This window comes from Vibrio metoecus, assembly GCF_009665255.1.
GTDB classification, from domain to species: domain Bacteria; phylum Pseudomonadota; class Gammaproteobacteria; order Enterobacterales; family Vibrionaceae; genus Vibrio; species Vibrio metoecus_B.
On the sequence record NZ_CP035687.1, the window covers coordinates 31,926 to 57,874 of the forward strand.

The 25,949-nt window shown below is 41.8% G+C and carries 33 protein-coding genes and 5 pseudogenes; 33 read left to right on the forward strand and 5 right to left on the reverse strand.

The annotated features are described in order from the left end of the window. Positions 1–13: 13 nt before the first annotated feature. Complete coding sequence (locus tag EPB59_RS13605) at positions 14–973, reverse strand: IS30 family transposase (protein ID WP_154173286.1); 960 nt, start codon at positions 971–973, stop codon at positions 14–16. Positions 974–1,243: 270 nt separating this feature from the next. Between EPB59_RS13605 and EPB59_RS13610 the strand changes: the two genes are divergently transcribed. The 3 genes and pseudogenes from EPB59_RS13610 (at position 1,244) to EPB59_RS13620 (ending at position 3,249) form a co-directional block, all read left to right on the forward strand. Then, positions 1,244–2,212 (forward strand): hypothetical protein, encoded by a 969-nt coding sequence (locus tag EPB59_RS13610; RefSeq protein ID WP_154173288.1) that lies wholly within the window; start codon positions 1,244–1,246, stop codon positions 2,210–2,212. A gap of 290 nt (positions 2,213–2,502) precedes the next feature. Further along, positions 2,503–2,655 (forward strand): annotated as a pseudogene (locus EPB59_RS18605) (DUF645 family protein). A 207-nt stretch (positions 2,656–2,862) separates the two neighbouring features. Beyond that, positions 2,863–3,249, forward strand: a complete 387-nt coding sequence (locus EPB59_RS13620) for an NUDIX hydrolase (RefSeq protein WP_001015864.1) — start codon at positions 2,863–2,865, stop codon at positions 3,247–3,249. Positions 3,250–3,453: 204 nt separating this feature from the next. Here EPB59_RS13620 and EPB59_RS13625 read toward each other — a convergent pair whose 3' ends face one another. After that, entirely contained in the window at positions 3,454–3,918 is a 465-nt protein-coding gene (locus tag EPB59_RS13625; RefSeq protein WP_154173290.1) for a hypothetical protein, read from the reverse strand. Between the two features lie 337 nt (positions 3,919–4,255). Here EPB59_RS13625 and EPB59_RS13630 point away from each other — a divergent pair, with 337 nt between their 5' ends. From EPB59_RS13630 to EPB59_RS13665, 7 genes and pseudogenes are all read left to right on the forward strand, one after another. Next, positions 4,256–4,783, forward strand: coding sequence for a hypothetical protein (locus EPB59_RS13630; RefSeq protein WP_001232638.1), 528 nt, complete (start codon positions 4,256–4,258; stop codon positions 4,781–4,783). A 295-nt stretch (positions 4,784–5,078) separates the two neighbouring features. Further along, a pseudogene (locus tag EPB59_RS13635) lies at positions 5,079–5,261 on the forward strand (DUF645 family protein). A 178-nt stretch (positions 5,262–5,439) separates the two neighbouring features. Further along, a complete protein-coding gene (locus EPB59_RS13640) occupies positions 5,440–5,895 on the forward strand; it encodes a GNAT family N-acetyltransferase (RefSeq protein ID WP_392392167.1) in 456 nt (151 codons plus the stop codon). 768 nt (positions 5,896–6,663) lie between these two features. Further along, positions 6,664–6,843, forward strand: coding sequence for a DUF645 family protein (locus EPB59_RS13645; RefSeq protein WP_154173292.1), 180 nt, complete (start codon positions 6,664–6,666; stop codon positions 6,841–6,843). A gap of 219 nt (positions 6,844–7,062) precedes the next feature. Continuing rightward, entirely contained in the window at positions 7,063–7,476 is a 414-nt protein-coding gene (locus EPB59_RS13650) for a GNAT family N-acetyltransferase (RefSeq protein ID WP_000451550.1), read from the forward strand. A 168-nt stretch (positions 7,477–7,644) separates the two neighbouring features. Next, a complete protein-coding gene (locus tag EPB59_RS13655; protein WP_154173294.1) occupies positions 7,645–8,262 on the forward strand; it encodes a hypothetical protein in 618 nt (205 codons plus the stop codon). Between the two features lie 205 nt (positions 8,263–8,467). After that, positions 8,468–8,959: a lecithin retinol acyltransferase family protein gene (locus EPB59_RS13665; RefSeq protein ID WP_154173296.1), complete on the forward strand. Its 492-nt coding sequence runs from the start codon at positions 8,468–8,470 to the stop codon at positions 8,957–8,959. Positions 8,960–9,140: 181 nt separating this feature from the next. On the opposite strand, the gene EPB59_RS13670 is transcribed toward EPB59_RS13665, so the two are convergent. Further along, complete coding sequence (locus EPB59_RS13670) at positions 9,141–9,377, reverse strand: RNA recognition motif domain-containing protein (protein WP_000772125.1); 237 nt, start codon at positions 9,375–9,377, stop codon at positions 9,141–9,143. 320 nt (positions 9,378–9,697) lie between these two features. On the opposite strand from EPB59_RS13670, the gene EPB59_RS13675 reads away from it, so the two are divergent. Next, the gene (locus EPB59_RS13675; protein WP_057552792.1) at positions 9,698–10,087 is read left to right on the forward strand and encodes a VOC family protein; all 390 of its coding nucleotides are present in this window, start codon (positions 9,698–9,700) and stop codon (positions 10,085–10,087) included. Between the two features lie 188 nt (positions 10,088–10,275). On the opposite strand, the gene EPB59_RS13680 is transcribed toward EPB59_RS13675, so the two are convergent. Continuing rightward, positions 10,276–10,512 (reverse strand): RNA recognition motif domain-containing protein, encoded by a 237-nt coding sequence (locus EPB59_RS13680; RefSeq protein WP_000772130.1) that lies wholly within the window; start codon positions 10,510–10,512, stop codon positions 10,276–10,278. A 267-nt stretch (positions 10,513–10,779) separates the two neighbouring features. On the opposite strand from EPB59_RS13680, the gene EPB59_RS13690 reads away from it, so the two are divergent. The 22 genes and pseudogenes from EPB59_RS13690 to EPB59_RS18660 all read left to right on the forward strand — a co-directional run bounded on the left by EPB59_RS13690 (position 10,780) and on the right by EPB59_RS18660 (position 24,097). Beyond that, positions 10,780–11,139 carry a VOC family protein gene (locus EPB59_RS13690; RefSeq protein ID WP_154173300.1) on the forward strand — a complete coding sequence of 120 codons (360 nt, stop codon included), beginning with the start codon at positions 10,780–10,782 and terminating at the stop codon, positions 11,137–11,139. A gap of 172 nt (positions 11,140–11,311) precedes the next feature. Next, positions 11,312–11,596 (forward strand): putative quinol monooxygenase, encoded by a 285-nt coding sequence (locus EPB59_RS13695; protein ID WP_154173302.1) that lies wholly within the window; start codon positions 11,312–11,314, stop codon positions 11,594–11,596. A gap of 295 nt (positions 11,597–11,891) precedes the next feature. Beyond that, on the forward strand, positions 11,892–12,074 hold the full coding sequence (locus EPB59_RS13700) for a DUF645 family protein (protein WP_000947618.1): 183 nt from the start codon (positions 11,892–11,894) through the stop codon (positions 12,072–12,074). A gap of 587 nt (positions 12,075–12,661) precedes the next feature. After that, positions 12,662–13,048 (forward strand): tautomerase family protein, encoded by a 387-nt coding sequence (locus tag EPB59_RS13715; protein WP_000635642.1) that lies wholly within the window; start codon positions 12,662–12,664, stop codon positions 13,046–13,048. 292 nt (positions 13,049–13,340) lie between these two features. Next, a pseudogene (locus tag EPB59_RS19050) lies at positions 13,341–13,494 on the forward strand (DUF645 family protein). 205 nt (positions 13,495–13,699) lie between these two features. Further along, the gene (locus tag EPB59_RS13725) at positions 13,700–14,380 is read left to right on the forward strand and encodes a hypothetical protein (RefSeq protein WP_154173304.1); all 681 of its coding nucleotides are present in this window, start codon (positions 13,700–13,702) and stop codon (positions 14,378–14,380) included. Between the two features lie 135 nt (positions 14,381–14,515). Continuing rightward, positions 14,516–14,941, forward strand: coding sequence for a GNAT family N-acetyltransferase (locus EPB59_RS13730; protein ID WP_154173306.1), 426 nt, complete (start codon positions 14,516–14,518; stop codon positions 14,939–14,941). A gap of 142 nt (positions 14,942–15,083) precedes the next feature. Continuing rightward, positions 15,084–15,617 (forward strand): GNAT family N-acetyltransferase, encoded by a 534-nt coding sequence (locus EPB59_RS13735; protein WP_002053700.1) that lies wholly within the window; start codon positions 15,084–15,086, stop codon positions 15,615–15,617. Positions 15,618–15,911: 294 nt separating this feature from the next. After that, a pseudogene (locus EPB59_RS18640) lies at positions 15,912–16,037 on the forward strand (DUF645 family protein); the annotation flags it as partial. Then, positions 16,003–16,119: a Tfp pilus assembly protein gene (locus EPB59_RS18645; protein ID WP_241666246.1), complete on the forward strand. Its 117-nt coding sequence runs from the start codon at positions 16,003–16,005 to the stop codon at positions 16,117–16,119. The pseudogene EPB59_RS18640 and the gene EPB59_RS18645, both read left to right, overlap by 35 nt. Positions 16,120–16,303: 184 nt before the next feature. After that, positions 16,304–17,323 carry a putative phage abortive infection protein gene (locus EPB59_RS13750; RefSeq protein WP_138040483.1) on the forward strand — a complete coding sequence of 340 codons (1,020 nt, stop codon included), beginning with the start codon at positions 16,304–16,306 and terminating at the stop codon, positions 17,321–17,323. A gap of 142 nt (positions 17,324–17,465) precedes the next feature. Continuing rightward, positions 17,466–18,257 carry a PhzF family phenazine biosynthesis protein gene (locus tag EPB59_RS13755; protein WP_172858851.1) on the forward strand — a complete coding sequence of 264 codons (792 nt, stop codon included), beginning with the start codon at positions 17,466–17,468 and terminating at the stop codon, positions 18,255–18,257. A gap of 208 nt (positions 18,258–18,465) precedes the next feature. Further along, complete coding sequence (locus tag EPB59_RS13760) at positions 18,466–18,723, forward strand: type II toxin-antitoxin system Phd/YefM family antitoxin (RefSeq protein WP_000861987.1); 258 nt, start codon at positions 18,466–18,468, stop codon at positions 18,721–18,723. Beyond that, the gene (locus EPB59_RS13765) at positions 18,711–19,013 is read left to right on the forward strand and encodes a type II toxin-antitoxin system RelE/ParE family toxin (protein ID WP_095484351.1); all 303 of its coding nucleotides are present in this window, start codon (positions 18,711–18,713) and stop codon (positions 19,011–19,013) included. Before EPB59_RS13760 ends, EPB59_RS13765 begins: the two co-directional genes overlap by 13 nt. 351 nt (positions 19,014–19,364) lie before the next feature. Beyond that, the gene (locus EPB59_RS13775) at positions 19,365–19,499 is read left to right on the forward strand and encodes a DUF645 family protein (protein WP_084981390.1); all 135 of its coding nucleotides are present in this window, start codon (positions 19,365–19,367) and stop codon (positions 19,497–19,499) included. A gap of 352 nt (positions 19,500–19,851) precedes the next feature. After that, positions 19,852–19,998 (forward strand): annotated as a pseudogene (locus EPB59_RS13780) (DUF645 family protein). A gap of 338 nt (positions 19,999–20,336) precedes the next feature. Beyond that, positions 20,337–20,606 carry a hypothetical protein gene (locus EPB59_RS13785; RefSeq protein WP_154173311.1) on the forward strand — a complete coding sequence of 90 codons (270 nt, stop codon included), beginning with the start codon at positions 20,337–20,339 and terminating at the stop codon, positions 20,604–20,606. 187 nt (positions 20,607–20,793) lie between these two features. Beyond that, positions 20,794–21,021 (forward strand): hypothetical protein, encoded by a 228-nt coding sequence (locus EPB59_RS18465; protein WP_195707152.1) that lies wholly within the window; start codon positions 20,794–20,796, stop codon positions 21,019–21,021. 147 nt (positions 21,022–21,168) lie between these two features. Beyond that, positions 21,169–21,702, forward strand: a complete 534-nt coding sequence (locus EPB59_RS13790) for a cysteine hydrolase family protein (protein WP_154173313.1) — start codon at positions 21,169–21,171, stop codon at positions 21,700–21,702. 189 nt (positions 21,703–21,891) lie between these two features. Next, positions 21,892–22,305 (forward strand): VOC family protein, encoded by a 414-nt coding sequence (locus EPB59_RS13800; protein ID WP_154173315.1) that lies wholly within the window; start codon positions 21,892–21,894, stop codon positions 22,303–22,305. A 169-nt stretch (positions 22,306–22,474) separates the two neighbouring features. After that, the gene (locus EPB59_RS13805) at positions 22,475–23,572 is read left to right on the forward strand and encodes a hypothetical protein (protein ID WP_154173317.1); all 1,098 of its coding nucleotides are present in this window, start codon (positions 22,475–22,477) and stop codon (positions 23,570–23,572) included. 132 nt (positions 23,573–23,704) lie between these two features. Then, positions 23,705–24,097, forward strand: coding sequence for a hypothetical protein (locus tag EPB59_RS18660; protein ID WP_241666247.1), 393 nt, complete (start codon positions 23,705–23,707; stop codon positions 24,095–24,097). Positions 24,098–24,416: 319 nt separating this feature from the next. Here the strand turns inward: EPB59_RS18660 and EPB59_RS13820 are convergent, their stop codons facing one another. After that, positions 24,417–25,403: a sulfate ABC transporter substrate-binding protein gene (locus EPB59_RS13820; RefSeq protein ID WP_001170901.1), complete on the reverse strand. Its 987-nt coding sequence runs from the start codon at positions 25,401–25,403 to the stop codon at positions 24,417–24,419. Positions 25,404–25,949: the final 546 nt, after the last annotated feature.

Sequence of the window (25,949 nt, forward strand, 5' to 3'; positions counted from 1 at the left end):
TGAAGTGCAACGATCAGCGATAATATCCAACAAAACATTCCTCCGGAGTTTGAAAGCCAAGACGAGCTCTGGGTCTGTTGTTAAGTTTGTGGGCAATCGCGTTGCACTTTGCTTGAGTAAGTGTCGCCATCGAGGTGCCTTTGTGGAGATATTGTCGGATAAGGCCGTTGGTATTTTCATTGGTTCCTCGTTCCCAAGAGTGGTGTGGGTTAGCAAAATAAAATCGAGTATCGGTGGCGGCTTCAATAAGCTCATATTGGTTAAACTCAGTGCCATTATCGGCGGTAATGGTGGTAAACAGGCCATCAAATCGACTCATAAGCTGAATGGTTCGCTGGTTAAGTGATGCGGTTATTCGGTCGTCCATTTGCCCAATCAGGGTGTAGCCGGTCATGCGCTCAACGAGTGTCACGATGCAGTGTTTAGAGCCTTTCCCCATAACCGTATCAATTTCCCAGTGTCCACGCGTTTTACGTGTTTCGACACTTTTGGGTCGTTCTGAGATATGTCGTTTATTGGCGAGCCTTCCGCGACTATCGTAGGCAGCGTAACGCTTGCGCCGCTGTTTGGTTGATTGTCGGAGGTGCTTCCAAAGCGTGCCTCCATTGGCTTTATCTCGCCAGATGTACTGGTAAATGGACTCATGGCTAATGGTCGGCTGTTTATATCGTTTCATTCTTCCGACCACTTGAGCAGGACTCCAGTCTTTTTTAATAAAGTGCACGACTTGGTTATATTGCTGCTGAGTAATACGCTGATTGCGCCTAGATTTACTGCGCCTTGTCCGAGTGCGTTGGTCGGCTTTGAAAGCGCGGTATGCTCCATCGTAAGCACAACGGTTGCGAGCAATTTCGCGAGAAATCGTACTCTTATGTCGCCCAGTGAGTTTGGCGATATGGGTATAGCTTAGACCTTGCTTTTTATAAGCAGCGATTGTATATCTCTCACCCTCGGTGAGCTGTTTATAAGTCATTCTTTTTCACTTCTTGGCGGGAGGAAAAATAGGGATTATGACGGCTCACCGTTTTATTTTTTAGTGTTGCACTTAGTATATGAATCCAAGTAACATAACAAACGCCTTAAGAGGGACTGTCAACGCGCGGCGTTTCCAGTCCCAATGAGCCGCGGTGGTTACAGTTGTTGTGTTTGAGTTTAGTGGTATGCGTTGCCAGCCCCTTAGGCGGGCGTTATATTAAATGAGAATGAAATACCATATAATGAAATTTTTAGGTTAGGTTAAAGAATGAAAGCTCATAAAACAGGGACTATTGATAGTGGTTTTATCCTGGGGGAAAAAGGGTTAAGACGAATTATTGATACAGCTAAAGAACAACTCAATAAGGCTGGTGCTAAGGAAATATATCAAGAGTATGAAGTTAAATATGAAAATGGGGTGATAGAAAAGTTCCCTGTTATTGAAGAAGTATTAGACTTGGACAATATCGGCTCTAGTAAAATTTGCAGTCTATCTCTTAAGCTTGGTATTGCTGACCAAGAAAGTACGATTGAGCTTACATTTAGTAATCCAAGTGAAGAAAAAAATTCTGACTCAATTTATTACAGTATCACTGGGGTTGATAGAGATTGGTTATTTGTGACAATTTCACAAATTGAAGAGCGAATATCACCGGTTGAAAGAAGTAAGCGATGGGTTCTTGAGGCTAAGTTTAGTGACTTAATTATGGTATTCGCAATGGGGTTAATGCTAACTTTTTACTATGTTTTTGTTAGCATGACATATGGAGATCGCGTCTACTCGTTTGACTATGAGAAAACTTGGAAAGATTTCGTTGAAGTCGAGTATAGTGTCTCTGATGAACTTAAGAACTTGTCTCTTAGCAGTCCAGACTTAAAGCCGATTGAAGTGTTTTACGAATATCAACTTTTATTAGCAAAAGAAGATGATATAAGAAGTGAAGCAATGACAAAATACGAAGAAGCGGCTCAGCAATGGGTGCGAGATCAAAGAAATTCGAAACTAGAAGATGAGTATAAGTTAGTCATTATGCTAATGGGGGGCTTTATTCCAGCCTTTCTGTTGTACTTTTATACAAGATTGGTACGTTCCATTTTTCCACTCTATGTATTTTGTTGGGGAGATTCAAAAGACCGATTCTCACGTCTTGAGTCGACACGAAAAACATTATTAGTCGGTGTGTGTTTGTCTTTCGCTGTATCCGTATTTGCTGGATTGTTCGTAAATTTAATATAACAAACTGTTCAAGAGGGATTCGCAACGCGTGGCATTTTCACTATGCGTGAGTTTTAGTGTTTAAGGTGGTATGCGGCGACTTAGGTATTGCGTTGCTCACCCCTTAATAGGGCGTTAGTTTCTCTCAGGAAAATCATCAAAAATTCACGCACAAGGTTCTGAAAATTTAGCCTTTATCGTTCAAGCTGCACAATTTAGCTTTTGGGTTTTTCCTGATGTTGATTTGGTAGAAAGCGTTGAAAGTTCAGCGGTTTCAAAATCGCGGATAACCAACAAGCTTTGATGCTTCAATTTTGTCGGACGTTCAACTTGATCAGTTTGGTTTCATAAAAGGTTGAATCATCGCTGTGATCTGGCTTTCTTTGTGTGGACTCTTAACGTTTTGGCAGCCAACTTCACAGCTTTTGGCGTTGGACGTGTGTTTGCGTGATGCTTTTGCGTAAAATTACTTTCAAGAAAATGAGTTTAAAAAGTCATTGTTAAACAATAGGCTACGAAACTAACAAACGCCTCAAAGGGACTGCCAACGCGTGGCGTTTCCAGTCCCATTGAGCCGCGGTGGTTGCAGTTGTTGTGTTTAAGTTTAGTGGTAATGCGTTGTCAGCCCCTTAGGCGGGCGTTATGTGTAATTCAGTCAAAGAGAACTGCATATGAATCATCTGGCGATGGCTGTCGTAATAAAGAATAACCTTGTTTTGGTACAAAAACGGTTCAGAAAGAATAGTGGGATGATTTTTGAGTTTCCGGGTGGTTCTATAGATGCCGGTGAGTCAGGAGAACAAGCAGCTATTCGTGAACTCTGGGAGGAAACTGGGCTGAGAAATTTAAAGCTCATTGGCACTCATAAGTCCATCAACGAGAATGGCGGCGATATTTATTATGTTGTTTTGAGCGCTTCGATGAATGCAGAGCCTAAAGAAATCGAACCTTACCGACAACAAACGTTTTATTGGTTTGAGGCTTCCCAAATTCCACTGAATGACTTTTATAGTGCTGATGTAAATTTCATCAAGGAACATTTGGGTAGTTACACATAACAAACGCCTCAAGAGGGACTGTCAACGCGTGGCGTTTCCAGTCCCATTGAGCCGCGGTGGTTTCGGCTGTTGTGTTTGAGTTTGGTGGTAATGCGTTGTCAGCCCCTTAGGCGGGCGTTAGGTTGCTTGAGAATTCAAAGGAACAACACCTATCACATGACCCCCTTGTTCCTTTGATAATGATTCTCAATAATCTCTCTGTAATCAATTTTGAGCGTTTTTATTAATTTGTGGCTTGTTAGTTATGGCATATCGTCTTGGGCTTGTTTTGGAGCCTAAATAGGCGGCTAAATTGGCAAGCTTTTGCTTTGATACTGTATCTGTATATTTTTCTCGGTCAAATGGACGTTGCTTTGTTGTAATTTGGTTCTCACATGTGTATTTGGCGAGCACTTTGTTAAGCAATTTCAAATCAAGTTCGGCAGAGGTGAGAATTTGAATGTATCCGACCACACCATAATTGAACTGATGTTTTAATCTCAGCACCCAAATCATAGTGATACTTTTGAATGCAGCACTGACAGGTTTTTTAATCTTCTGCATCAAATCATTGAACTCAATGGCTTCATCAAAGTTGTTATAAAATATCGCTGTCTGATGTGTTGGCTTAATATCTTTGATGTTACTTATGAGCTTACGTTTGGTTTTATTATGTGCTGATTCTGTCATAGTTTATACCCCAATAATCATATATCTCTATATCCTTATAACTTCACTTCAATATGTGAGGCTTATCGTGTGATTAATGGTGCATAAGTTGTTGATTTACAGCTATTATGCAACTGTGATTTTGGTCGAGCAAACGACTGAGAATCACGAAAATCGGATAGTAGTGCGGTGAGAATCACACTAAAACTTAGACACTGCACCTAACAAACAGCTCAAGTGGGACTGTCAACACGTGGCATCTTCGGTGCGGTTAGCATCAGTGATTACGGTTGTTAATGTTGAGTGTGGCTGTGCGTTGCCAGCCCCTTAGCTTGGCGTTATAGCGCAGGAGAAAATAATGCGTAAGACAATCAGTGTTACAGATAAAGAAGAAATCGCGGTTCTAAAACAGTTGGTTATGGATTCAATCGATAAATCTGTTGAACAAATACGCACTGAACGAGATGCATACGGATTGTTTTCAAAAATGAAGTTTGGCGGTGTAGGAGTTGATCCGCTGGATTCTGAGCGTGAGTTGAATGTAATTGAACAAATTAATCAATCATTTACTTACTTAGCGTCATTTAACGCAATGGAAGTTTTGTTTAAGTATCACTCTGAGTTAGCTCCATATACCCTAAATTTAGGCACGGCTTCAGGTTCAGATATTGAGTCACATTGTGGAACTTTAGCGGCTGAAGTTTTTGCGTCAGTCACACCAAACAATAATCAAAAACTCAAAAAAGATATCGACAAGGTTGCTGCTACAGATGCACAGCTGAAGTATGTATTTTTTATGTGTCCAAATTTTGAATATGGGCGTCAAATTAAGTTTGAACGTGATAGTGTGGTGGTATGGGCGCTTGAAGGTGCAAATGCGCTATAACAAACGCCTCAAGAGGGACTGTCAACGCGTGGCGTTTCCAGCCCCAATGAGCCGTGGTGGTTGCAGTTGTTGTGTTTGAGTTTGGTTGTTATGCGTTGCCAGCCGCCTTAGGCGGGCGTTAGCTTCTTAAAGGCTAAAACCATGAAAATCTAAGCTCAATTGTTCTTAAAACTCAGCTTCTAGCGTTCAAGTCGCACAATTTGGCTTTCGAGTCTTTCTGATGTTTATTTGGTAGAAAGTGTTGAATGCTCAGCAGTTTCAAAGTCGTTGAAAACCATCAAACCTCGATGCTTCAATGTTGTTGGATGCTCCACTCGGCCAGTTTGGTTTCACAAAAGGCAGCATCATCGCTGTGATCTGGCTTTCTTTGTCGCGGACTCTTAACCGTGGCTAACTTAGCCTTGATCGTTTTGAGATTTGGCAGTCAACGTCACAGCTTTTGGCGTTGGATGTGTGTTTGTGTGATGCTTTTGCGTAAAATGCCTTTCACGAAAATGTGTTAAAAAAGTCATTGTTAAACAATAAGCTACGAAGCTAACAAACGCCTCAAGAGGGACTGTCAACGCGCGGCGTTTCCAGTCCCATTGAGCCGCGGTGGTTACGGTTGTTGTGATTGAGTTTGGCGGTATGCGTTGTCAGCCCCTTAGGCGGGCGTTATGCCTCAAGGAGAAACTGTAGTGCAAGGATTTGAGATAAGCACAGATAATAATCGACTCAATTTTGAGGTAATTTACGAATTTATCTCTCACAGCTACTGGGCTGCTGATATCCCTATGGCTACATTAGAAAAAGCCATATCAAACTCATTTTGCTTTGGGGTTTATGATCCAATTGGGAATCAAGTGGGGTTTGCTCGTTTAATTACAGATAAAGCAACTTTTGCCTACTTAGCAGACGTGTTCATCATTGAGTCTCAAAGAGGTAAAGGCTTAAGTAAGCGGCTAGTTGAAACAATTGTTACTCATCCAGAGCTTCAAGGTTTACGACGCATGGTCTTGGCGACAAGGGATGCTCATGGTCTGTATGCTCAATACGGTTTTAAACCTGTTGAAAATCCAGAGATTTTGATGCAAATCTGGCAGCCAAACATCTATCGTGAACCAAAGGCATAACAAACGCCTCAAGAGGGACTGTCAACGCGCGGCGTTTCCAGGCCCAATGAGCCGCGGTGGTTACGGTTGTTGTGTTTGAGTTTGGTGTCATGCGTTACCAGCCCCTTAGGCGGGCGTTATGCTTAATCACGTAAAATCAGTGGTTTATGGTTTTTCTTTGTTCCCTCGGCTTGTTAGTTTCGAGTTCGTCGGCAAGTCAGCTTCAATTGGCGCTATTTCCTGGACATCAATTCTTTGGCGCTGGGAACTCAGAGAATTGCCTCAATCAGTTTTCGCGTAAGCGCGAGGTTAGGGCAGTTGGCTCAATCAGAACTTTGAACTTAGGTTTTTGATTTTTAGTCGCCAAATTTCAAAGTCAGATTTTCAAAAGTCATGAGTCATTTCAGTTTTTTGGGTTTTGCCTTTTGTTAGCTAATCCTAGTCGAGTTAATCTTGGTTTTGGTAAAAATGTGGGCGTTGAAGCTTAAGCATAACAAAGCGTTTAAGTGGGATTTGGCACGCGTGGCATTTTCAGTTTGCGTTGGGTTCAGTGGTTACGGCACTGTGCGGCAGCTTTTGTATTGCGTGCCTGCCCCCCTTAACGCGGCGTTAGTTTCTCTCAGGAAAAATCATCAAAAATTCACGCACAAGGTTCTGAAGATTCAGCTTTTAGCGTTCAAGTTGCACAATTGGACTTTTGAGTTTTGCTTGATGCTGATTTGGTAGAAAGTGTTGAAAGTTCAGTTATTTCAAAGTCGCTGAAAACCAACAAGCCTCGAAGCTTCAACGTTGTTGGATGTTCAACACGGTCAGCTTAGTTTCACAAAAGGCTGCATCATCGCTGTGATCTGGTTTTCTTTGTCGCGGACTATTAACTGTGGCCAACTTAACCTTGATCGTTTTAAGTTTTGGCAGCCCACTTCACAGCTTTTAGTGTTGGACGTGTGCTTGTCTTATGCATTTGCGTAAAATCACTGCCAAGTAGATGTGTTAAAAAAGTTATTGTTAAACAATGGGCTACGAAACTAACAAACGCCTCAAGAGGGACTGTCAACGCGCGGCGTTTCCAGTCCCATTGAGCCGCGGTGGTTGCAGTTGTTGTGTTTGAGTTTAGTGGTAATGCGTTGTCAGCCCCTTAGGCGGGCGTTATAAGCAAGTTGAAGTTTGGGCTTTAAAGGAAAGTGAAAAATGGAAGTTGAATATTTTGTAAATCGCCCAATTACGCCAGAGCAGTTTGTGGAACTCCTCAATCAGACAACGCTTGGAGCTAGACGTCCAACCGATAATTACGAATGTATCAGTGGGATGTTGGCAAATACGGATTTGCTTGTTTCAGCTTGGATTGGTGAGCGGCTTGTCGGTATTGCTCGCTCGGTGACAGATTTTCATTACTGCTGCTACTTATCGGATTTGGCTGTCTCGGAGCAGGTCCAATCGAAAGGTATTGGTAAAGAATTGATCCGACAGACTTTCGCTAGTCTTAAAAAAGGTTGTAAGTTGATTTTGTTATCAGCACCACAAGCAACTGAATACTATCCAAAAATTGGTTTTAAGCAGCATAACAGCGCATGGCTAATGTCGGATTTAGAAGAGCTTCTGTAACGTTGGTATCTTGCTTATAACAAACGCCTCAAGAGGGACTGTCAACGCGCGGCGTTTCCAGTCCCATTGAGCCGCGGTGGTTATGGTTGTTGTGTTTGAGTTTGGTGGTAGTGCGTTGCCAGCCCCTTAGGCGGGCGTTATGTTTAATGGGCAAATTGATGGGAATTTATGAAATTAATACCTGACTGGAATGTGTTACAGAAAGTAGGAAACACAAAGTTTGTACAATCTATGTATGTGTGGATATTTGTCGTCCCGATGCTTGCTAAGGCATTCGAGTACATACAGCAGGACTCGATGGTCTTTGTTGTTTTTGAGCAGCAAATAAAGATTGGAACATCTTTACCCTTTTCTTGGGTAATGTTCTACTTTTGTGCTGTATTTTTGGCTTTAGGGAACCTTTTGCTACTAGCAACCTGTCCAAAGATTGTAAAAGATCATCCTACTTATCAAAGCTATGCTGAAGAAGGAAAGACGCTTAAACAACTAGCTCAGTATTCTGAAGATATAAAGTTCAACTGGGGTGACCTAGCTAAAAGTGTCGACAAAAGAATAAATGATAGGGTATTGGCAAGAGAAATGGGTCATGATCCTATTGCAAAGCATTACTCAAACTTAGATGTAGAAGATCCCGTTCATTACTTCTGGCCAATCTATGAATTTGCCAACCCCCTTTATAAAATACGTCGTTTTGCATGCCTTTTGTTGCTTACTGCTGGCTTTGGGTTGTTTACAATTGTAGCCGTACAGAATTTTATGGCTGTAGTTGAGTTTTTGAGCAAATAAACATAACAAACTGTTTAAGAGTGATTCGCAACGCGTGGCATTTTTACTATGCGATGCGTTTAGTGTTTAAGGTGGTATGCGGGAGCTTCAGTATTGCGTTGCTCACACCTTAACAGGGCGTTAGCCCTATTATCAAACATTGTGTCTTGAATTATTAATAATACGCCCTCATGTTCATATCATTCACACTTAATGAAAGGAAATCATGAAAATGTATGAGCTAGGGCAAGTATTAAAAATCCAGTACACAGGCTTTAAACACTACGGAATCTACGTTGGCAACAATATGGTTATACATAACTCCAAAAAGTATCACCGAGTCGAAGAGACCGACCTAACTTCTTTTGCAGATAACAGAAACATAGAGAAGAGTTCAATTAAGGCTGAGAATCCTGCCTTAGCAGTGCAAACAGCAAGAAAATACTTGGGTATTCCTTACAGTTTATTTTCTGAAAACTGTGAGCACTTTGTACGAACCGCATGTGGTTTAGTAAAAGAAAGTACACAGGTCCAAAAATACTTGATATCTGCTGTTGGTATTGGAGCTTTATTAAAGTCTGATAATACTGTTGTACAGGCTGCTGGAGGTGCAGCAGCAGTTGCCGCGATGCTCACACCTACAGAGCAAAGTCCCGTTAAAAATGTTGCTGTAGCAGCTTGTTTAGCTGCCGGTATTGCCTTCTTGGCATCAAAATAGGGCTAACAAACGCCTCAAGAGGGACTGTCAACGCGTGGCGTTTCCAGTCCCATTGTGCCGCAGTGGTTACGGTTGCTGTGTTTGAGTTTAGTGGTAATGCGTTGCCAGCCCCTTAGGCGGGCGTTATGCAGTTTTTTGGGCAATAAAAAACCAGCATTTTCAGCTGGCTTTAGAATTTGCTTTATTGAGCTGCTTTAACTCGAATCTTACTTTTGGCAACGTTTGCCATATTCAGTGCTGCAATTGCCGTTTTTGCTTCTGAAGCATCTGGCATTTCGACGAAAGCAAAGCCTTTCGATAGACCAGTTTCTTGGTCTAAAACGAGAGTGCATTCGGTCACAGAGCCGTGTTCAGAAAACAGTTTACGAATGTCGTGCTCAGTTGTGGTGCGAGCAAGGTTGCGAACTAAGAGTTTCATAGTTGTCCGTTGATGTAGAAATAACGGTGAGGATTGTCTCAATAAAGGCCGTGGCTACCAAGCGATAGTTTGGTTTTACCGTAAAATAGCAGCATTTATGGCAACCAACTGCATAACAAACGCCTCAAGAGGGACTGTCAACGCGTGGCGTTTCCAGTCCCAATGAGCCGCAGTGGTTACAGTTGTTGTGGTTGAGTTTGGTTGTTATGCGTTGCCAGCCCCTTAGGCGGGCGTTATAGCTTATCTCACATTTCAACCTAGACATTGCTCAATCGATGCCTCAGAGTAAATTCCAACTTTGCTCAACAAAAGGAACAAGTATGTTTAGTCACATCATGATCGGCTCAAATGATATTGAAAAATCAAAGGTTTTCTATGATGCCATATTGTCGGTGTTAGGTTATCCGGCGGGTGTTATTGATACTAAAGGTCGCTGTCTCTACATAAACCAAGACGGTGTACTTGGTATTACGAAACCAGTGAATGGCGAACCTGCGACGCATGGTAATGGGATGACAATTGGCTTTAAAGTTAGTAGCCCAGAGTTAGTAGAAGCATGGCATGCAGCCGGTTTAGCAAATGGTGGTGTGGCTTGTGAAGATCCTCCGGGTATCAGAGTGAGCGGACAAAGAAAAATGTATTTAGCTTATTTACGAGATCCAGCAGGTAATAAGCTATGTGCAACACATCATATGTCCACGGGTAACTAAAAGCACCGCTATAACAAACGCCTCAAGAGGGACTGTCAACGCGTGGCGTCTCCAGTCCCATTGAGCCACGGTGGTTGCAGTTGTTGTGTTTGAGTTTAGTGGCATGCGTTACCAGCCCCTTAGGCGGGCGTTATGCAGTTTTTTGGGCAATAAAAAACCAGCATTTTCAGCTGGCTTTAGAATTTGCTTTATTGAGCTGCTTTGACTCGAATCTTACTTTTGGCAACGTTTGCCATATTCAGTGCTGCAATTGCAGTTTTTGCTTCTGAAGCCTCTGGCATTTCGACGAAAGCAAAGCCTTTCGATAGGCCTGTTTCTTGATCTAAAACGAGAGTGCATTCGGTAACAGAGCCGTGTTCAGAAAAGAGTTTACGAATGTCGTGCTCAGTTGTGGTGCGAGCAAGGTTGCGAACTAAGAGTTTCATAGTTGTCCGTTGATGTAGAAATAACGGTGAGGATTGTCTCAATAAAGGCCGTGGCTACCAAGCGATAGTTTGGTTTTACCGTAAAATAGCAGCATTTATAGCAACCAACTGCATAACAAATGCCTCAAGAGGGACTGTCAACGCGTGGCGTTTCCAGTCCCAATGAGCCGCGATGGTTTCGGTTGTTGTGTTTGAGTTTAGTGGAATGCGTTGTCAGCCCCTTAGGCGGGCGTTATGCGCTAATTGGAAAATTGACAGGAGTTAACAATGAACCAGCATGAAAAGCTTAATTATGTGGAGTTTGCAGCGAACAACTTAGAGTCAACGAAAGCGTTCTTTTCAAAGACTTTTGGCTGGAGTTTTGTTGACTATGGAGCTGAATATACAGCTTTCTCAAATGAAGGCTTAGACGGTGGTTTTTTCAAGGCTGAGTTTTCTAGTAAGACTGAAAATGGTGGCGCACTGTTAATTTTCTACAGTTCAGACATTGAAGCCACTTTAGAAAAAGTCGTGAAAAATGGCGGTCATATCATCCGTCCTATCTTTGAGTTTCCTGGTGGTTGTCGTTTTCATTTTGCAGAGCCAAGTGGTAATGAATTTGCTGTTTGGTCTGAAGCACGCGCATAACAAACGCCTCAAGAGGGACTGTCAACGCGCGGCGTTTCCAGTCCCATTGAGCCGCGGTGGTTGCAGTTGTTGTGTTTAAGTTTGGTGGTAATGTGTTGTCAGCCCCTTAGGCGGGCGTTATGCGCCTATCATGAAAAATCAGCTATATCTGCAAAATTTAAAAGGATAGAAATTGAGCAAGGTAATTCTAAAAGGCTATATTATTGTTCCACAAGCAGAACTAACAGCGGTTATCAGCGAGCTAGAAAATCATATTCGTTTGACGAGATTAGAGGATGGTTGTCTGATTGTTGAAGTCACGCAAAACGAAGAAAACCCATGTCGATTCGATGTTTATGAAGAGTTTAGAGATCAAACTGCTTTTGATAGGCATCAGCTAAGAGTTAAATCGTCTACGTGGGGTAAAGTTTCCGTTAATGTTGAACGTAATTATGAAGTTACGGTGAGTTGCGCATAACAAACGCCTCAAGAGGGACTGTCAACGCGCGGCGTTTCCAGTCCCAATGAGCCGCGGTGGTTTCGGTTGTTGTGTTTGAGTTTAGTGGTAATGCGTTGCCAGCCCCTTAGGCGGGCGTTAGTTTCTATCTAGAAAAAATCATAAAAAGCTCAGATTCAATACCCTAAAAAATCAGCCTTAAGCGTTCAAGTCGCACAATTTGGCTTTTGAGTTTTGCCTGATGCTGATTTGGTAGAAAGTGTTGAAAGCTCAGCTAGTTCAAAGTTGCTGAAAACCAACAAGTCTTGAAGCTTCAATGTTGTCGGATGTTCAACACGGCCAGTTTGGTTTCACAAAAGGCAGCATCATCGCTGTGATCTGGTTTTCTTTGTCGCGGACTCTTAACCGTGGCCAACTTAACCTTGATCGTTTTGAGTTTTGGCAGCCAACTTCACAGCTTTTGGTGTTGGACGTGTGTTTGTTTGATGCATTTGCGTAAAATGATCTTCAAACAAATGTGTTAAAAAAGTCATTGTTAAACAATGGGCTACGAAACTAACAAACGCCTCAAGAGGGACTGTCAACGCGCGGCGTTTCCAGTCCCAATGAGCCGCGGTGGTTTCGGTTGTTGTGGTTGAGTTTAGTGGTTTGCGTTGCCAGCCCCTTAGGCGGGCGTTAACTGGCAAAATGGAAATGTCAAAAGCATCTGAGCAAAAGGAGTTTGCAAATGTTTCGTTGTGGGCAATGCCGTCATTTCGAAAAAGCTAAAAATAATCTCAAGGATCTTTGTGGTGCTTGGGAACAACCTACGACTGCAACGCGTGAAGCTTGTGGATTTTTCATGCTCAGAAAACCAGCCCGAGATGTGAAAACACCAAACGAAGAGTAGAGTAATCTTCTTTGTGTTGGTTAAAAGTGCAGTGAAAATCATAAGCACTGGCCAGTTAACAAACGCCTCAAGAGGGACTGTCAACGCGTGGCGTTTCCAGTCCCATTGAGCTGCGGTGGTTACGGTTGGTGTGTTTGAGTTTTGTGTTATGCGTTGTCAGCCCCTTAGGCGGGCGTTATACGTTTTAAGGAAGAATTGTGATTGTCATATATGGAATAAAAGAGTACTTGAATCCCATAAAAGCTGAATTATCCGATGTTATTCAGCAGTCCATGACTCAGGTTTTAGATCTGCCCGAAGACAAGCGTGCCCACAGGTTCATTCCACTTGATAAGAGAGATTTCTATTATCCTAGTGGCCGCTCTGACGCTTACACGGTTATTGAAGTTAACATGATGGAAGGTCGCAAAGTAGAAACGAAAAAGGCTTTAATCAAGGCACTTTTTAGTAACATTGAATCTCGATTAGGCATTTCACCAATTGATATTGAAATCACGATCAAAGAACAACCTGCTCATTGTTGGGGTTTCAGAGGCATCACTGGTGATGAAGTCGCAGACTTAACGTACAAAGTCCACGTATAACAAACGCCTCAAGAGGGACTGTCAACGCGTAGCGTTTCCAGTCCCATTGAGCCGCAGTGGTTACGGTTGGTGTGTTTGAGTTTAGTGTTATGCGTTGCCAGCCCCTTAGGCGGGCGTTAGTTTCTCTCAGGAAAATCACCAAAAATTTACGCACAAGGTTCTGAAAATTCAGCCTTTATCGTTCAAGCTGCACAATTTGGCTTTGGGGTTTTTCCTGATGCTGATTTGGTAGAACGCGTTGAAAGTTGAGCGGTTTCAAAATCGCTGATAACCAACAAGCTTTGATGCTTCAATGTTGTCGGACGTTCAACTTGATCAGTTTGGTTTCATAAAAGGCTGAATCATCGCTGTTATCTGGCTTTCTTTGTCGCGGACTCTTAACGTTTTGGCAGCCAACGTCACAGCTTTTGGCGTTGGACGTGTGTTTGCGTGATGCTTTTGCGTAAAATGACTTTCAAGCAAATGAGTTTAAAAAGTCATTGTTAAACAATAGGCTACGAAACTAACAAACGCCTCAAGAGGGACTGTCAACGCGCGGCGTTTCCAGTCCCATTGAGCCGCGGTGGTTGCAGTTGTTGTGTTTGAGTTTAGTGTTATGCGTTGTCAGCCCCTTAGGCGGGCGTTAGCATAATAATTTACACTTGAGGGAAAATGTCAGATTTAGAAATATCTTATTGGTCAATGATCGGTACTTGGTTTGCAGGTATTGCTACATTTCTTGCTGTAGTTGTTTCACTTTATTTGTCTATGACATCAAGAAGGACACGATTATTAATTCGAATAAGAGATGATTTAGATGGAGAGTATAAATTGATTCTTCTAAATCGATCGCACTTATATGCGGAGATGGAGTCGGTAAATTTATGTATTAGGCGTGGATTCATATTAAAAGATGTCTACAGTAGTCGTTGGAGTGATTTAGTTCGTGATTTCTTTAAAAGTGAAGAAGATGGCAAGGAAAACATGAAGCTATATCCTAACAACACATCTAGAACTTTTTCTGTTGATATGTCCACGTTAAGTTCTCAGTATTCATATTTTCTTCCGTATGATAATGACGGGGTTTTAGCTTCACCAATAAAAATGCCTCATTGTTGCATCCAAGTTAGACTTGTTAGTGGAGAGGTGTTTTACCACAAGTTACCAAGCTCATTTTATGATAAATATAGAGAATATGTCGGTAGTCGACATGATCATTACATGGATTATCTGTCGAATGAGCCTTGGAAATATATTCCCTATAGTTCGTCGCAAGATTTGTTACGTATTCAAAAAGAGCATTTGGATATATATACAAAAACTAGAATTAACTATCACATGCTATTATGCTAACAAGCGCCTCAAGAGGGACTGTCAACGCGCGGCGTTTCCAGTCCCATTGAGCCGCGGTGGTTACAGTTGTTGTGTTTGAGTTTTGTGGTAATGCGTTGTCAGCCCCTTAGGCGGGCGTTAGGTTTAAGGTTCTTCATGGAAATCAAAGAGTTTAGTGCCTGTAATCTCGAATCGTTGAGAAAGCTCTACTTGGACTCTAGACGGGATAGTTTCCCATGGCTCAAGGCGGGTAGTTTTCGGATAGAAGACTTCGACCGCGATAGTCAAGGTGAACGAATTTGGTTGTCTGAGGTTTTAGGGAATGTTGCCGGCTTCATTTCCATTTGGGAACCTGACAATTTTATTCATCATTTCTATGTTGCAACCGAATATCAGGGGCAAGGTGTGGGCTCGATGCTGCTTAACGGCGCAAAAGCGAAATATGGCAACTTAAGCCTTAAGTGCATGGTTCAAAATCAAAAAGCACTCAACTTTTATTTGTCGCAAGGTTTTAAAATTGTGTCGCAAGTGGATGATGAATTGGGTGGTTATTACTACATGAGCTTCAGCGCACAAACCTAACAAACGCCTCAAGAGGGACTGTCAACGCGCGGCGTTTCCAGTCCCATTGAGCCGCGGTGGTTACGGTTGTTGTGTTTGAGTTTAGTGTTAATGCGTTGCCAGCCCCTTAGGCGGGCGTTAGTTGCTCTTTGGAAAAATCACTATGAAACATGACTTATCAGTCGATGTTAGGCCAGCACAGGAAAATGAGTTAGAGCGTGTGTTTAAGCTGATGACTGAGCATAACGAATGGACTCGATTTAATGCTCCTTACTTTCCGTATTCTCATCCGACTTTGGCTGATTTTGCGGATTCAACCTTCCAACGGTTATTGGTTGGTTCAGATATGCAGTTAGTCATTTATAATGAATTACCCGTTGGGACGGTGAGTTGTTATTGGGAATGTGAGGAAACCCGTTGGCTTGAAACTGGTATTGTCATTTATGACGAAAGTTATTGGGGAAAAGGGATCGCATCAATAGCATTATCTCAATGGATTTCGTATCTGTTCGAAACACAAGAAATAGAGCGGGTGGGCATGACAACATGGTCGGGAAATGATCGCATGATGTCATTAGCGACAAAGCTAGGTTTGAAGCAAGAGGCACGGCTGCGCAAAGTTCGTTATTACCAAGGGATCTATTATGATTCAGTGAAATATGGTGTGATTCGAAGCGAATGGGAAGTACGCAACTAACAAACGCCTCAAGAGGGACTGTCAACGCGTGGCGTTTCCAGTCCCATTGAGCCGCGGTGGTTTCGTCTGTTGTGATTGAGTTTAGTGGTAATGCGTTGTCAGCCCCTTAGGCGGGCGTTAGCTTCTTAAAGGCTGAAATCATCAAAATCTAAGCTCATTTGTTGTGAAAAATCAGCTTTTAGCGTTCAAATTCCATAATTTGGCTTTCGAGTTTTTCTGATGCTGATCTGGTAGAAAGTGTTGAATGTTCAGCAGTTTCAAAGTTGCTGAAAGCCATCAAACCTCGATGCTTCAATGCTGTTGGATGTTCCACACGGAAAGTTTGGTTTCACAAATGGCTGCATCATCGCTGTGATATTGCTTTCTTTGTCGCGGACTCTTAACCGTGGCCAACTTAACCTTGATCGTTTTGAGTTTTGGTAGCCAACTTCACAGCTTTTGGCGTTGGACGTGCGTTTGTGTGATGCTTTTGCGTAAAATGACGTTCAAGCAAATGTGTTAAAAAGCCATTGTGAAACAATAGGCTACGAAGCTAACAAACGCCTCAAGAGGGACTGTCAACGCGTGGCGTTTCCAGTCCCAATAAGCTGCGGTGGTTTCGGTTGTGGTGTTTGAGTTTAGTGGTCATGCGTTGTCAGCCCCTTAGGCGGGCGTTAGGGCAATATTTTGATAATTAAGAGTTTATTATGAAAGCCAAATTGTATCAGCTAATAGAGTGTTACTTTAAAAAATTCGATGAAATCATCAAAGAGGATAATGAGTTATCAAGAAATTCATTGAATTATAAATTATTTATTATTTTGTTGTGTGCGATACTGTTCGGAGTTTTGGCATTTCTTGTAAATATAATACTTATGTTTTTTACTGATAAAGGCGGTGTTTTTGGTGATTTTTTAGGTGGTGTATTAAACCCAATTTTTACATTTTTAACGCTTTTTGGTTTAGTGGTAACAATAGTCATTCAGCGTCGAGAATTGAAATTAGCAAGAGAGGAGTATGAAAAAACAGCTGATGCTTTAGAAATGCAAGCTATAGAAGGTACATTTTTTAATATAATAAATCTACACAATAGGATTGCAGATTCTATTCAGTTGGATATGGATAAAATTGTCAGTTCTAATAAAAATGTTTCAAAAGCTTATAAGTTTAATCTTGAGCGGAATTTTCCAGTAGGCTCTTCGGAGGGGAAATTCTATGGGCGAGAGTCATTCGAAGCTATACTAAATTATTTAACTAGTAATAATGCAAAACCTAATGTAATAGTAGAAAAATATAAAGTAATACAAGAAAAGCATAATCATATATTTGGACATTATTTCAGGAATTTATACCAAGCCCTGAAGCTGATCCATAGTTACAGTGATTCAGTGTTACCGCAAGAGCGAAAGAGAAAATATGCAAGTATATTAAGAGCCCAATTGTCTACAATGGAGCTAGCATTGTTATTTATTAATTGTCTTGATGGTGTCTCTGATAAAGGTGAGTTTAAGAACTTACTTATTGAATATCAGATGTTAGAACATCTGCCAGTAGCGCAGCTTGAAGGTGGATACGGTTTAAGTGGTTTAAGCTTTTGTATCGCCGATGATGATATGTTTTTACAATATAAACAACAAAAGAAATTACCCATAGATTTGAGGAAATATTTTCTTGGTGCTTTTGGGGAAAACCCTAATGTCCCTCATAATCTGAAGCTATTGCCCTAACAAATGCCTCAAGAGGGACTGTCAACGCGTGGCGTTTCCAGTCCCATTGAGCCGCGGTGGTTACGGTTGTTGTGATTGAGTTTAGTGGTAATACGTTGCCAGCCCCTTAGGCGGGCGTTATAAAGCAAATGGAGTTCATAAGTTGGAATTGGATATTTTCGTAGTTGATGCATTTACAGATCAACAGTTTAAAGGTAACTCAGCAGCAGTAGTTCCGGTCGAAGACTGGCTGTCTGATGAACTAATGCAAAATATAGCGGCTGAAAACAACCTGTCAGAGACTGCCTACATTAAAAATGTAGGTGCTAACCAATACGAGATTCGTTGGTTTTCACCCCTGACTGAAATTGATTTTTGTGGTCACGCAACCTTAGCATCCGCCCATGTATTGTTTAATGAGCTCGGTGTTGAAAACCAAATTGAGTTCATAACCCAAAAAGTTGGCAACTTAAATGTAATTCTCAATGCACAGAATGAAATTGAAATGGTGTTCCCCAACCAGAAGCCAGAAGTGGCTTCTACAATTCCGACCCAACTTTTGAATGGGTTATCTAAAGAACCTATCGAGGTTCTCAAAAACAGGCAAGCCTACTTTGCTGTCTTTGCCAATGAGCAAGAAGTTTTGGACGTTTCTTATATCTCTGAACAATTGAAACAGCTTGCACCTTTAGATGTTGTAGTAACTGCTAAATCCGACAACTATGATTTCGTATCGCGTTATTTTTGGCCTGCAAACGGTGGTGATGAAGACCCAGTTACAGGTTCTATACATTCAGGCTTAGCTCCTTATTGGGCAGACAAACTAGGTAAGGTAGATTTACTAGCCTACCAAGCCTCCAAGAGAGGTGGTGTACTGAAGTGCCGCGTTTTAGAAAGAGCTATTGTTATTTCAGGTAAAGGTGTTCTTTATTTAAAAGGCAAAATTAACGTTTAGTGGAAATCTGCTTTATAACAAACGCCTCAAGAGGGACTGTCAACGCGCGGCGTTTCCAGTCCCAATGAGCCGCGGTGGTTTTGGTTGTTGTGTTTAAGTTTAGTGTAATGCGTTGCCAGCCCCTTAGGCGGGCGTTAGCCGTTTGAAAGCTTGCTATGCTTAGAGTGATAGAATAGTATCACTTTAGTATTTCTTTGGAGCAGCTCAAATGAAAGTAGAACTTGTGACGTCACTAAAACGTCAGGCCACTAAGATTCTTGCCGATCTTCATGATACGAAAGAGCCAGTATTGATAACTGAGCACGGAAAACCGTCAGCTTACCTTATTGATGTAGACGACTATGAATTTATGCAAAATCGTTTAGCGATCCTGGAAGGTATTGCTCGCGGAGAGCGAGCTTTAGCGGATGGTAAAGTGGTCAGCCATCAAGATGCTAAGGACAGAATGTCAAAATGGTTGAAATAATTTGGACGGAGCCGGCTCTATCCGACCTGAATGATATTGTTGAATACATCGCGCTTGAAAATGTCGTGGCTGCTAAACAACTGGTGCAAACCGTTTTTACAAAAGTTGAACGTTTGGCCGATTTTCCAGAGTCTGGGCGCGTTCCTCCAGAACTAGAACACCTCAATTATCGTGAAGTCGTTGTAAATCCGTGTCGTGTTTTCTACAAGTATGATGATGCAAAGGTTCGTATTCTTTTTGTTATGCGTGCGGAGCGAGATTTGCGTCGGTTAATGCTTACGAAACAGTAGGTTTGAAAAAAAAACGGCTAACAAACGCCTCAAGAGGGACTGTCAACGCGTGGCGTTTCCAGTCCCATTGAGCCGCGGTGGTTACGGTTGTTGTGTTTGAGTTTAGTGTTATGCGTTGCCAGCCTCTTAGGCGGGCGTTAGTTTCTCTCAGGAAAAATCATCAAAGATTCACGCACAAGGTTCTGAAAATTCAGTCTTTATCGTCCAAGCTGCACATTTTGGCTTTTGGGTTTTCCTGATGTTGATCTGGTAGAAAGCGTTGAAAGTTCAGTGGTTTCAAAATTGCTGATAACCAACAAGCTTTGATGTTTCAATGCTGTCGGACGTTCAACTTGATCAGTAAAAGGCTGAATCATCGCTGTGATCTGGCTTTCTTTGTCGCGGACTCTTAACCGTGGCCAACTTAACCTTGATCGTTTTGAGGTTTGGCTGCCAACTTCACAGCTTTTGGTGTTGGACGTGTGTTTGTGTGATGCTTTTGCGTAAAATGACTTTCAAGCAAATGTGTTTAAAAAATCATTGTTAAACAATAGGCTATGAAACTAACAAACGCCTCAAGAGGGACTGTCAACGCGTAGCGTTTCCAGTCCCATTGAGCCGCGGTGGTTTCGGTTGTTGTGTTTGAGTTTGGTGGTAATGCGTTGCCAGCCCCTTAGGCGGGCTTTAGTTTCTATCTAGAAAAATCATAAAGCTCAGGTTCAACGCTCTGAAAAATCAGCTTTAAGCGTTCAAGTCGAACTATTTGGCTTTTGAGTTTTGCCTGATGCTGATTTGGTAGAAAGTGTTGAAAGTTCAGCTATTTCAAAGTTGCTGAAAGCCAACAAGTCTCAATGCCTCAATGCTTTTGGTTGTTCAACACGGTCAGTTTGGTTTCATAAAAGGCTGCATCATCGCTGTGATCTGGCTTTCTTTGTAGCGGACTCTTAACCGTGGTCAACTTAACCTTGATCGTTTTAAGTTTTGGCTGCCAACCTCACAGCTTTAGGCGTTGGACGTGCGCTTGCTTGATGCTTTCGCGTAAAATGACTTTCAAGCAAATGTGTTTAAAAAGTTATTGTTAAACAATGGGCTACGAAACTAACAAACGCCTCAAGAGGGACTGTCAACGCGCGGCGTTTCCAGTCCCATTGAGCCGCGGTGGTTGCAGTTGTTGTGATTGAGTTTAGTGTTATGCGTTGCCAGCCCCTTAGGCGGGCGTTATGTTTTACTGAAACGAATTTAACTCTTAATTTAGAATACATTGTATATACACAGTATTCCTATTTTCTCTTTGTTGTGCTAGTGTCTGGTCAATTAGTTAACCCTCCGATATGAGATGCTGCAATGAACATGGAAAGCAAAGACTCAAATGAAACAGATTGGGGCTCAAGCGAAAAAAGCGAAGTTCCACGTGTTGTGAAAGATGAGTACCACCCTAAAAACGATCCTCTGTTATTTCGTTTTGCAATAGTGACATTGTCAATGATTGGTTTCATGGGGGTACTGAGCTATGCGGTTCTTACTGTCCTAGATAAATCTATCCCAACAGAACTGAATTCAGCAACAATACTTGCCCTTGGTGTATTAAGTGGTTTGTTTATGCGAAAGGATTAATTTTTAGTATCGCCCTAAATAAGGGCGATACTAAGTTATGACTAACTAACAAGCGCTTCAAGAGGGACAGTCAACGCGTGGCGTTTCCAGTCCCATTGAGCCGAAGTGGTTACGGTTGTTGTGTTTTAGTTTTGTGATATGCGTTGCCAGCCCCTTAGCCGGGCGTTAGAGAAACGAAGGAAAAAAGATGAGTGTATCTAAGTTAAATAAAGTAAGTATGAATCTTACGCAAAGAGATATCGATAATGCTGCATATCTTCTTGATGTGTTGAATGAACGGACACAAGCCGGTGTCGTTAGTAAATCTTTGGCATTGACAAAAGATATAGTTGAACTATTGAATACAAACTCAAAGCTCTTAGTAGAAGACCCAAACGGAAAAATCCATGAAATAAAAATAGTGGGTTTAAAATAAACATAACAAACGCCTCAAGAGGGACTGTCAACGCGTGGCGTTTCCAGTCCCAATGAGCCGTGGTGGTTACGGCTGTTGTGTTTGAGTTTAGTGTTAATGCATTGCCAGCCCCTTAGGCGGGCGTTAGCCTTATTAAAAGGAAACTTTATGAAATCAGCAGTTCTTGTGATTGATGTGCAAAGTATTTTGTTCGACCCAACACCTCAACCGTTTGAAAGAAATGAGGTATTGACCCGTATCAATACAATCACAGATTGGGCACGCCAAAAGGATATCTCTGTCATCTTTATTCAGCATGAACAAACGGGTACACCAATCGAACATGGTAGTGAAGGTTGGAAATTGCAGTCTTCATTACACGTTGAAAGTGCTGATCATTTTGTGCGTAAAACAACGCCAGATTCATTTTTACGCACCAACTTGGAGTCGCTGCTGCATGAACTCAGCATTGAACATCTTTACATTTGCGGTTACGCCACGGAGTTCTGTGTCGATACAACCGTGCGTCGAGCGGCTGGATTGGGTTATTCAGTGGAGCTAATATCAGATGCTCATACAACTCAAAACAAATCGCATTTGTCAGGTGAACAAATTCGAGCGCATCACAATGCGACATTGCCGAGTATATCTAGCTTTGGTGTAAAGATTGCTGTGGTCTCGACAGAAAACTTGACCTCATAAGGCTAACAAACGCCTCAAGAGGGACTGTCAACGCGCGGCGTTTCCAGTCCCATTGAGCCGAAGTGGTTACGGTTGTGGTGTTTGAGTTTAGTGTTATGCGTTGCCAGCCCCTTAGGCGGGCGTTATGTGCTTTCTCGAAAAATTTCGAAGTAGTGTAGAATCCGACTTTTGAAATATTGAGAAGTCAGCATGTCTAAAGTCGTTCAACAGCAAATCGGCAATATCGCCCTTGTCGTAGAAAACTACGATGATGCCATTGAGTTCTATACAAAAAAGCTTCAGTTCAGTTTGGTTGAAGATACCGATTTGGGTGGTGGCAAACGTTGGGTTCAAGTTTCGCCGCGAAACTCGAATGGAACAAACCTACTTCTTGCTCAAGCAAGCACCGAAGAACAAGCTCAATTTGTAGGTAATCAGACTGGAGGTCGTGTTTTTCTGTTTCTACAAACGAATAACTTCTGGCGAGATTATGAGTTAATGAAGGCCAATGGCGTTGTCTTCAACGAAGAACCACGAGTTGAAGAGTATGGGACAGTGGTTGTGTTCCAAGATCTTTATGGAAACAAATGGGATTTATTGCAATTGAACAAGGCTCACAAATAGCACGCACATAACAAACGCCTCAAGAGGGACTGTCAACGCGCGGCGTTTCCAGTCCCATTGAGCCGCGGTGGTTTCGGTTGTTGTGTTTGAGTTTAGTGTTATGCGTTGCCAGCCCCTTAGGCGGGCGTTATGCATTTTCTTCAATTTGTCTCTCAGAGAGGTGTTTAGAGTGGCACAAGGTATAATTTCAGATAATTGGTCTCTTCAAGATATATCTAGCTTGTTTGTGGATGGTATGGAGAACGCATCTGCGGATGAAATTGCTATAACAAATGGTGAACATAGCTATAAAGCAGTTAGTTATCCATCAATTCAAACGGAAGCTTTGTTCGATTTTTTAACTGACGTAGTTTTAAGAGATGAGATCTTGGTTGAGGCTAAATTTGAACATGCATGGGTAAAAACAAGCAGCCCGATATTAGCTGCCAAAAACTTAGGTGTAGTTCGGAGTTATCCTTTTTTAGAAGAGCCTCATAAGTTAGTTGAACCACGAAACCGAATAATTGAACATATGAGCTCAACGGAGTCTTTGAAGTTAGCTCACAAAGAAAATGTATTGAGCTGGCAAGAAACTAAAAGACCCCAGCATCCACTTTTATCAGCAACAATGTGGGGTGGCGCCGGAATGTGTGCTCGAAGCTTTGTTTATGAAAAAAGTTATACTCCGCATCCTCTACGCAAGAGGTTCTTTGTTAATTCAGGTTTTATGTTACCTGCGGGTGATGCTTTACATCAACTTACCTCGTTTTTAAACGATGAACAGATGAAGGTATCAAAAAAGGTGTATGGAACAGATTCACTGTATTCATTATTTGTTAATATGCCGGCTATTCCTATTCGCGTTATTCAGGAATCTTCCTCGCCTAGTCAGCTTATTGGGGTCGCGCTCCAAATGAGACAAGATTTTGAAAAATTGAGAGAGTGGTTAAAGTTATTTCAAAATGCGTTGTCTGAAGACAATCTGAAGGAAGTTGCTAACTATCGAAAACAATTAGATTCTGTTTCAGAGTATGTTAATTCAAAAATAGGGCTAGGTTCTGCTAACAAACCAGTATCTATGGAAGCGGGTGTGGGAATTTTTAAAATGGTTACACAAGCTAATCCAGTAAATACTCTTAAAAATCAATTCGGCGTCAGAGCCACGTTGAATAGTTTGATTTTTGGCTCTAACGGCAAGCAAGAAATCAAGAAGTTTATTAATATGTTTGATCAAAGAGGAACAGCTGTTGGTTACGATATAGAGCAGCACTTCACAAAAAATGCATAACAAACGCTTTAAGACGGATTCGCAACGCGTGGCATTTTTACCATGCGTTAAGTTTAGTGATTTAGGTGGTATGCGGAAACATCGTATTGCGTTGCTCACCACTTAAGCGGGCGTTATGTGCTAGGTGGAAAAATGAACAACAACATTAGATTGAGCATGTACAAGTATGTGTCTACAGAGCTCGCTTATATCGTGCTTATGTGGCTTGTTTTATATTGGCTTTCAAGTGGTATTCATCAGTGGATACAACTAGTTACATTGTTAATGTGTTGTGGTGCAGCCGCTAGAATCCTTATTTTATGGAATAAGTTTCGGCAAGGTTCTCTAGAAATATTAGGTGGGCAGCTATTTTTCAAAGGCTTAGCCTGTGATGTGACTTTGTTATATAACTTTCTGCCCTTAGGAATAGGTTCGACCATAAAAGTCTCATATTTTGAAGATACTATGCAGAAACGTAGTATTTACATTTCGAAAAATGCGATAAGTCATGAAGATTGGCTCCAGTTGTTGGAGCATCGTACATAACAAACGCCTCAAGAGGGGCAGCTATTGCATTTGTTGGTAAGCAGGATACTAAAGATGATTACTTTAGATTCTATTCTTCTGATCGGCGTTTGATAGCTTTTAAAGTGTTCAATGATGCTTAGCGAGACAAACATAACAAACGCCTCAAGAGGGACTGTCAACGCGTGGCGTTTCCAGTCCCATTGAGCCGCGGTGGTTTCGGCTGTTGTGTTTGAGTTTGGTTGTAATGCGTTGTCAGCCCCTTAGGCGGGCGTTAGGATTTACTCAAGTCGACAGAAGCAGAAAGCTATAGATTTCAGATTTCTGCCTCATTTTTAAACTACCTTTTACTTAACTGATCGAATATTCCGCCTTGCGAAAAATGTTTCTTATGGGCTTCATCCCATCCAGAAAACTTATCTATGGTAAATAAGTCTAACTCTGGAAACTGCACGGAATATTTAATGGCTACGTTTTTATCCCGAGGTCTATAAAAGTTCTTGGCTGCAATTGCCTGCCCTACAGGAGAATAAAGATACTCAAGATATGCTTCAGCTATAGCACGAGTTCCTTTTTTATCAACGACTTTATCTACTATCGATACTGTTGGCTCTGCTAATATCGACGTGCTCGGAATTATTATTTCTACATTGTGATTTTCGATCTTATTAATAGCCAATAATGCTTCATTTTCCCATGTGATAAGAACATCACCAATTTTTCGCTCAATAAAGGTATTTGATGAGCCTCTAGCACCAGTATCTAGGACTTTAACATTGCTATAGATTGATTTTACAAATTGCTGGGCATAGAACTCGTCGTTGTTACTTTTTGTCAGTGCGTAGCCCCAAGCTGCTAGGTAATTCCAACGAGCTCCTCCAGAAGTTTTCGGATTTGGTGTGATGACTTCAATATTTTCTCTAGTTAAATCATCCCAATCTTGAATGTTTTTTGGGTTGCCTTTACGGACAAGAAAAACAATAGTGGATGTATATGGAGCAGAATTATGTGGTAGCCGAGATTGCCAGTCCTTTGCTATTTTTCCTGAACTAGCGATTGCATCAATGTCTTGAGCTAACGCCAAAGTTACCACATCAGATTCAATACCATTAATAACTGTTATTGCCTGTTTACCAGAGCCTCCATGAGATTGATTTATCTTGATGTTTTGCTTTTTTTGGCTTGCCCAATATGTAGCAAATGCTTGATTATACTCTTGGTATAGCTCACGAGTAGGATCATATGAGACATTGAGTAAAGTAGAATCGCTTGCAACTGCTGTGCTTCCGAAAGTGAGTGCTGTTAATGCTAAAAGTAATTTCTGCATCTTAATATCCTTATGTGCATTGTGTTTACATAAATTAGCATGATGCTTATGTATTAATTACTCATTTTCCGCAATTTAATATTCGCTTTGGTTATATGGGTGCCGTAAACCTAACAAACGCCTCAAGAGGGACTGTCAACGCGCGGCGTTTCCAGTCCCAATGAGCCGCGGTGGTTTCGGTTGTTGTGTTTGAGTTTAGTTGTTGTGCGTTGTCAGCCCCTTAGGCGGGCGTTAGGTTTCACACGGAGGTAGTGTTTGGAAGTGATAAAGTTGCCAAACAATGGCACATGCGAATGGGCTGGAATGGAAGATTATCAGCTTCTTTCTCCAAGCAGTACCATTAGTGCGATACTCACCTATATTGGAGAGCCTCCTCATGGCGACTCCTATCATAGCCTAAGTATTAATGGTAAAAAGTTCCCAGGCTATGTTTGGGGTTGCCTGTTTGCATTTTCATCTGATTCTAGGTTTTTAGTTTGTAGCTGGATGGAAAAGCTCATTGAGCGAAAAACTGTAGTTATAGACTGCATAGAAGAAAAGTACTTT

Coding starts and splice junctions, on each gene's coding strand:
- EPB59_RS13605 (WP_154173286.1), bottom strand. CDS start 973: ATGACTTATAAACAGCTCACCGAGGGTGAGAGATATACAATCGCTGCT.
- EPB59_RS13610 (WP_154173288.1), top strand. CDS start 1,244: ATGAAAGCTCATAAAACAGGGACTATTGATAGTGGTTTTATCCTGGGG.
- EPB59_RS13620 (WP_001015864.1), top strand. CDS start 2,863: ATGAATCATCTGGCGATGGCTGTCGTAATAAAGAATAACCTTGTTTTG.
- EPB59_RS13625 (WP_154173290.1), bottom strand. CDS start 3,918: ATGACAGAATCAGCACATAATAAAACCAAACGTAAGCTCATAAGTAAC.
- EPB59_RS13630 (WP_001232638.1), top strand. CDS start 4,256: ATGCGTAAGACAATCAGTGTTACAGATAAAGAAGAAATCGCGGTTCTA.
- EPB59_RS13640 (WP_392392167.1), top strand. CDS start 5,440: ATGCCTCAAGGAGAAACTGTAGTGCAAGGATTTGAGATAAGCACAGAT.
- EPB59_RS13650 (WP_000451550.1), top strand. CDS start 7,063: ATGGAAGTTGAATATTTTGTAAATCGCCCAATTACGCCAGAGCAGTTT.
- EPB59_RS13655 (WP_154173294.1), top strand. CDS start 7,645: ATGAAATTAATACCTGACTGGAATGTGTTACAGAAAGTAGGAAACACA.
- EPB59_RS13665 (WP_154173296.1), top strand. CDS start 8,468: ATGAAAATGTATGAGCTAGGGCAAGTATTAAAAATCCAGTACACAGGC.
- EPB59_RS13670 (WP_000772125.1), bottom strand. CDS start 9,377: ATGAAACTCTTAGTTCGCAACCTTGCTCGCACCACAACTGAGCACGAC.
- EPB59_RS13675 (WP_057552792.1), top strand. CDS start 9,698: ATGTTTAGTCACATCATGATCGGCTCAAATGATATTGAAAAATCAAAG.
- EPB59_RS13680 (WP_000772130.1), bottom strand. CDS start 10,512: ATGAAACTCTTAGTTCGCAACCTTGCTCGCACCACAACTGAGCACGAC.
- EPB59_RS13690 (WP_154173300.1), top strand. CDS start 10,780: ATGAACCAGCATGAAAAGCTTAATTATGTGGAGTTTGCAGCGAACAAC.
- EPB59_RS13700 (WP_000947618.1), top strand. CDS start 11,892: ATGTTGTCGGATGTTCAACACGGCCAGTTTGGTTTCACAAAAGGCAGC.
- EPB59_RS13725 (WP_154173304.1), top strand. CDS start 13,700: ATGTCAGATTTAGAAATATCTTATTGGTCAATGATCGGTACTTGGTTT.
- EPB59_RS13730 (WP_154173306.1), top strand. CDS start 14,516: ATGGAAATCAAAGAGTTTAGTGCCTGTAATCTCGAATCGTTGAGAAAG.
- EPB59_RS13735 (WP_002053700.1), top strand. CDS start 15,084: ATGAAACATGACTTATCAGTCGATGTTAGGCCAGCACAGGAAAATGAG.
- EPB59_RS13750 (WP_138040483.1), top strand. CDS start 16,304: ATGAAAGCCAAATTGTATCAGCTAATAGAGTGTTACTTTAAAAAATTC.
- EPB59_RS13760 (WP_000861987.1), top strand. CDS start 18,466: ATGAAAGTAGAACTTGTGACGTCACTAAAACGTCAGGCCACTAAGATT.
- EPB59_RS13765 (WP_095484351.1), top strand. CDS start 18,711: ATGGTTGAAATAATTTGGACGGAGCCGGCTCTATCCGACCTGAATGAT.
- EPB59_RS13785 (WP_154173311.1), top strand. CDS start 20,337: ATGAACATGGAAAGCAAAGACTCAAATGAAACAGATTGGGGCTCAAGC.
- EPB59_RS18465 (WP_195707152.1), top strand. CDS start 20,794: ATGAGTGTATCTAAGTTAAATAAAGTAAGTATGAATCTTACGCAAAGA.
- EPB59_RS13790 (WP_154173313.1), top strand. CDS start 21,169: ATGAAATCAGCAGTTCTTGTGATTGATGTGCAAAGTATTTTGTTCGAC.
- EPB59_RS13800 (WP_154173315.1), top strand. CDS start 21,892: ATGTCTAAAGTCGTTCAACAGCAAATCGGCAATATCGCCCTTGTCGTA.
- EPB59_RS18660 (WP_241666247.1), top strand. CDS start 23,705: ATGAACAACAACATTAGATTGAGCATGTACAAGTATGTGTCTACAGAG.
- EPB59_RS13820 (WP_001170901.1), bottom strand. CDS start 25,403: ATGCAGAAATTACTTTTAGCATTAACAGCACTCACTTTCGGAAGCACA.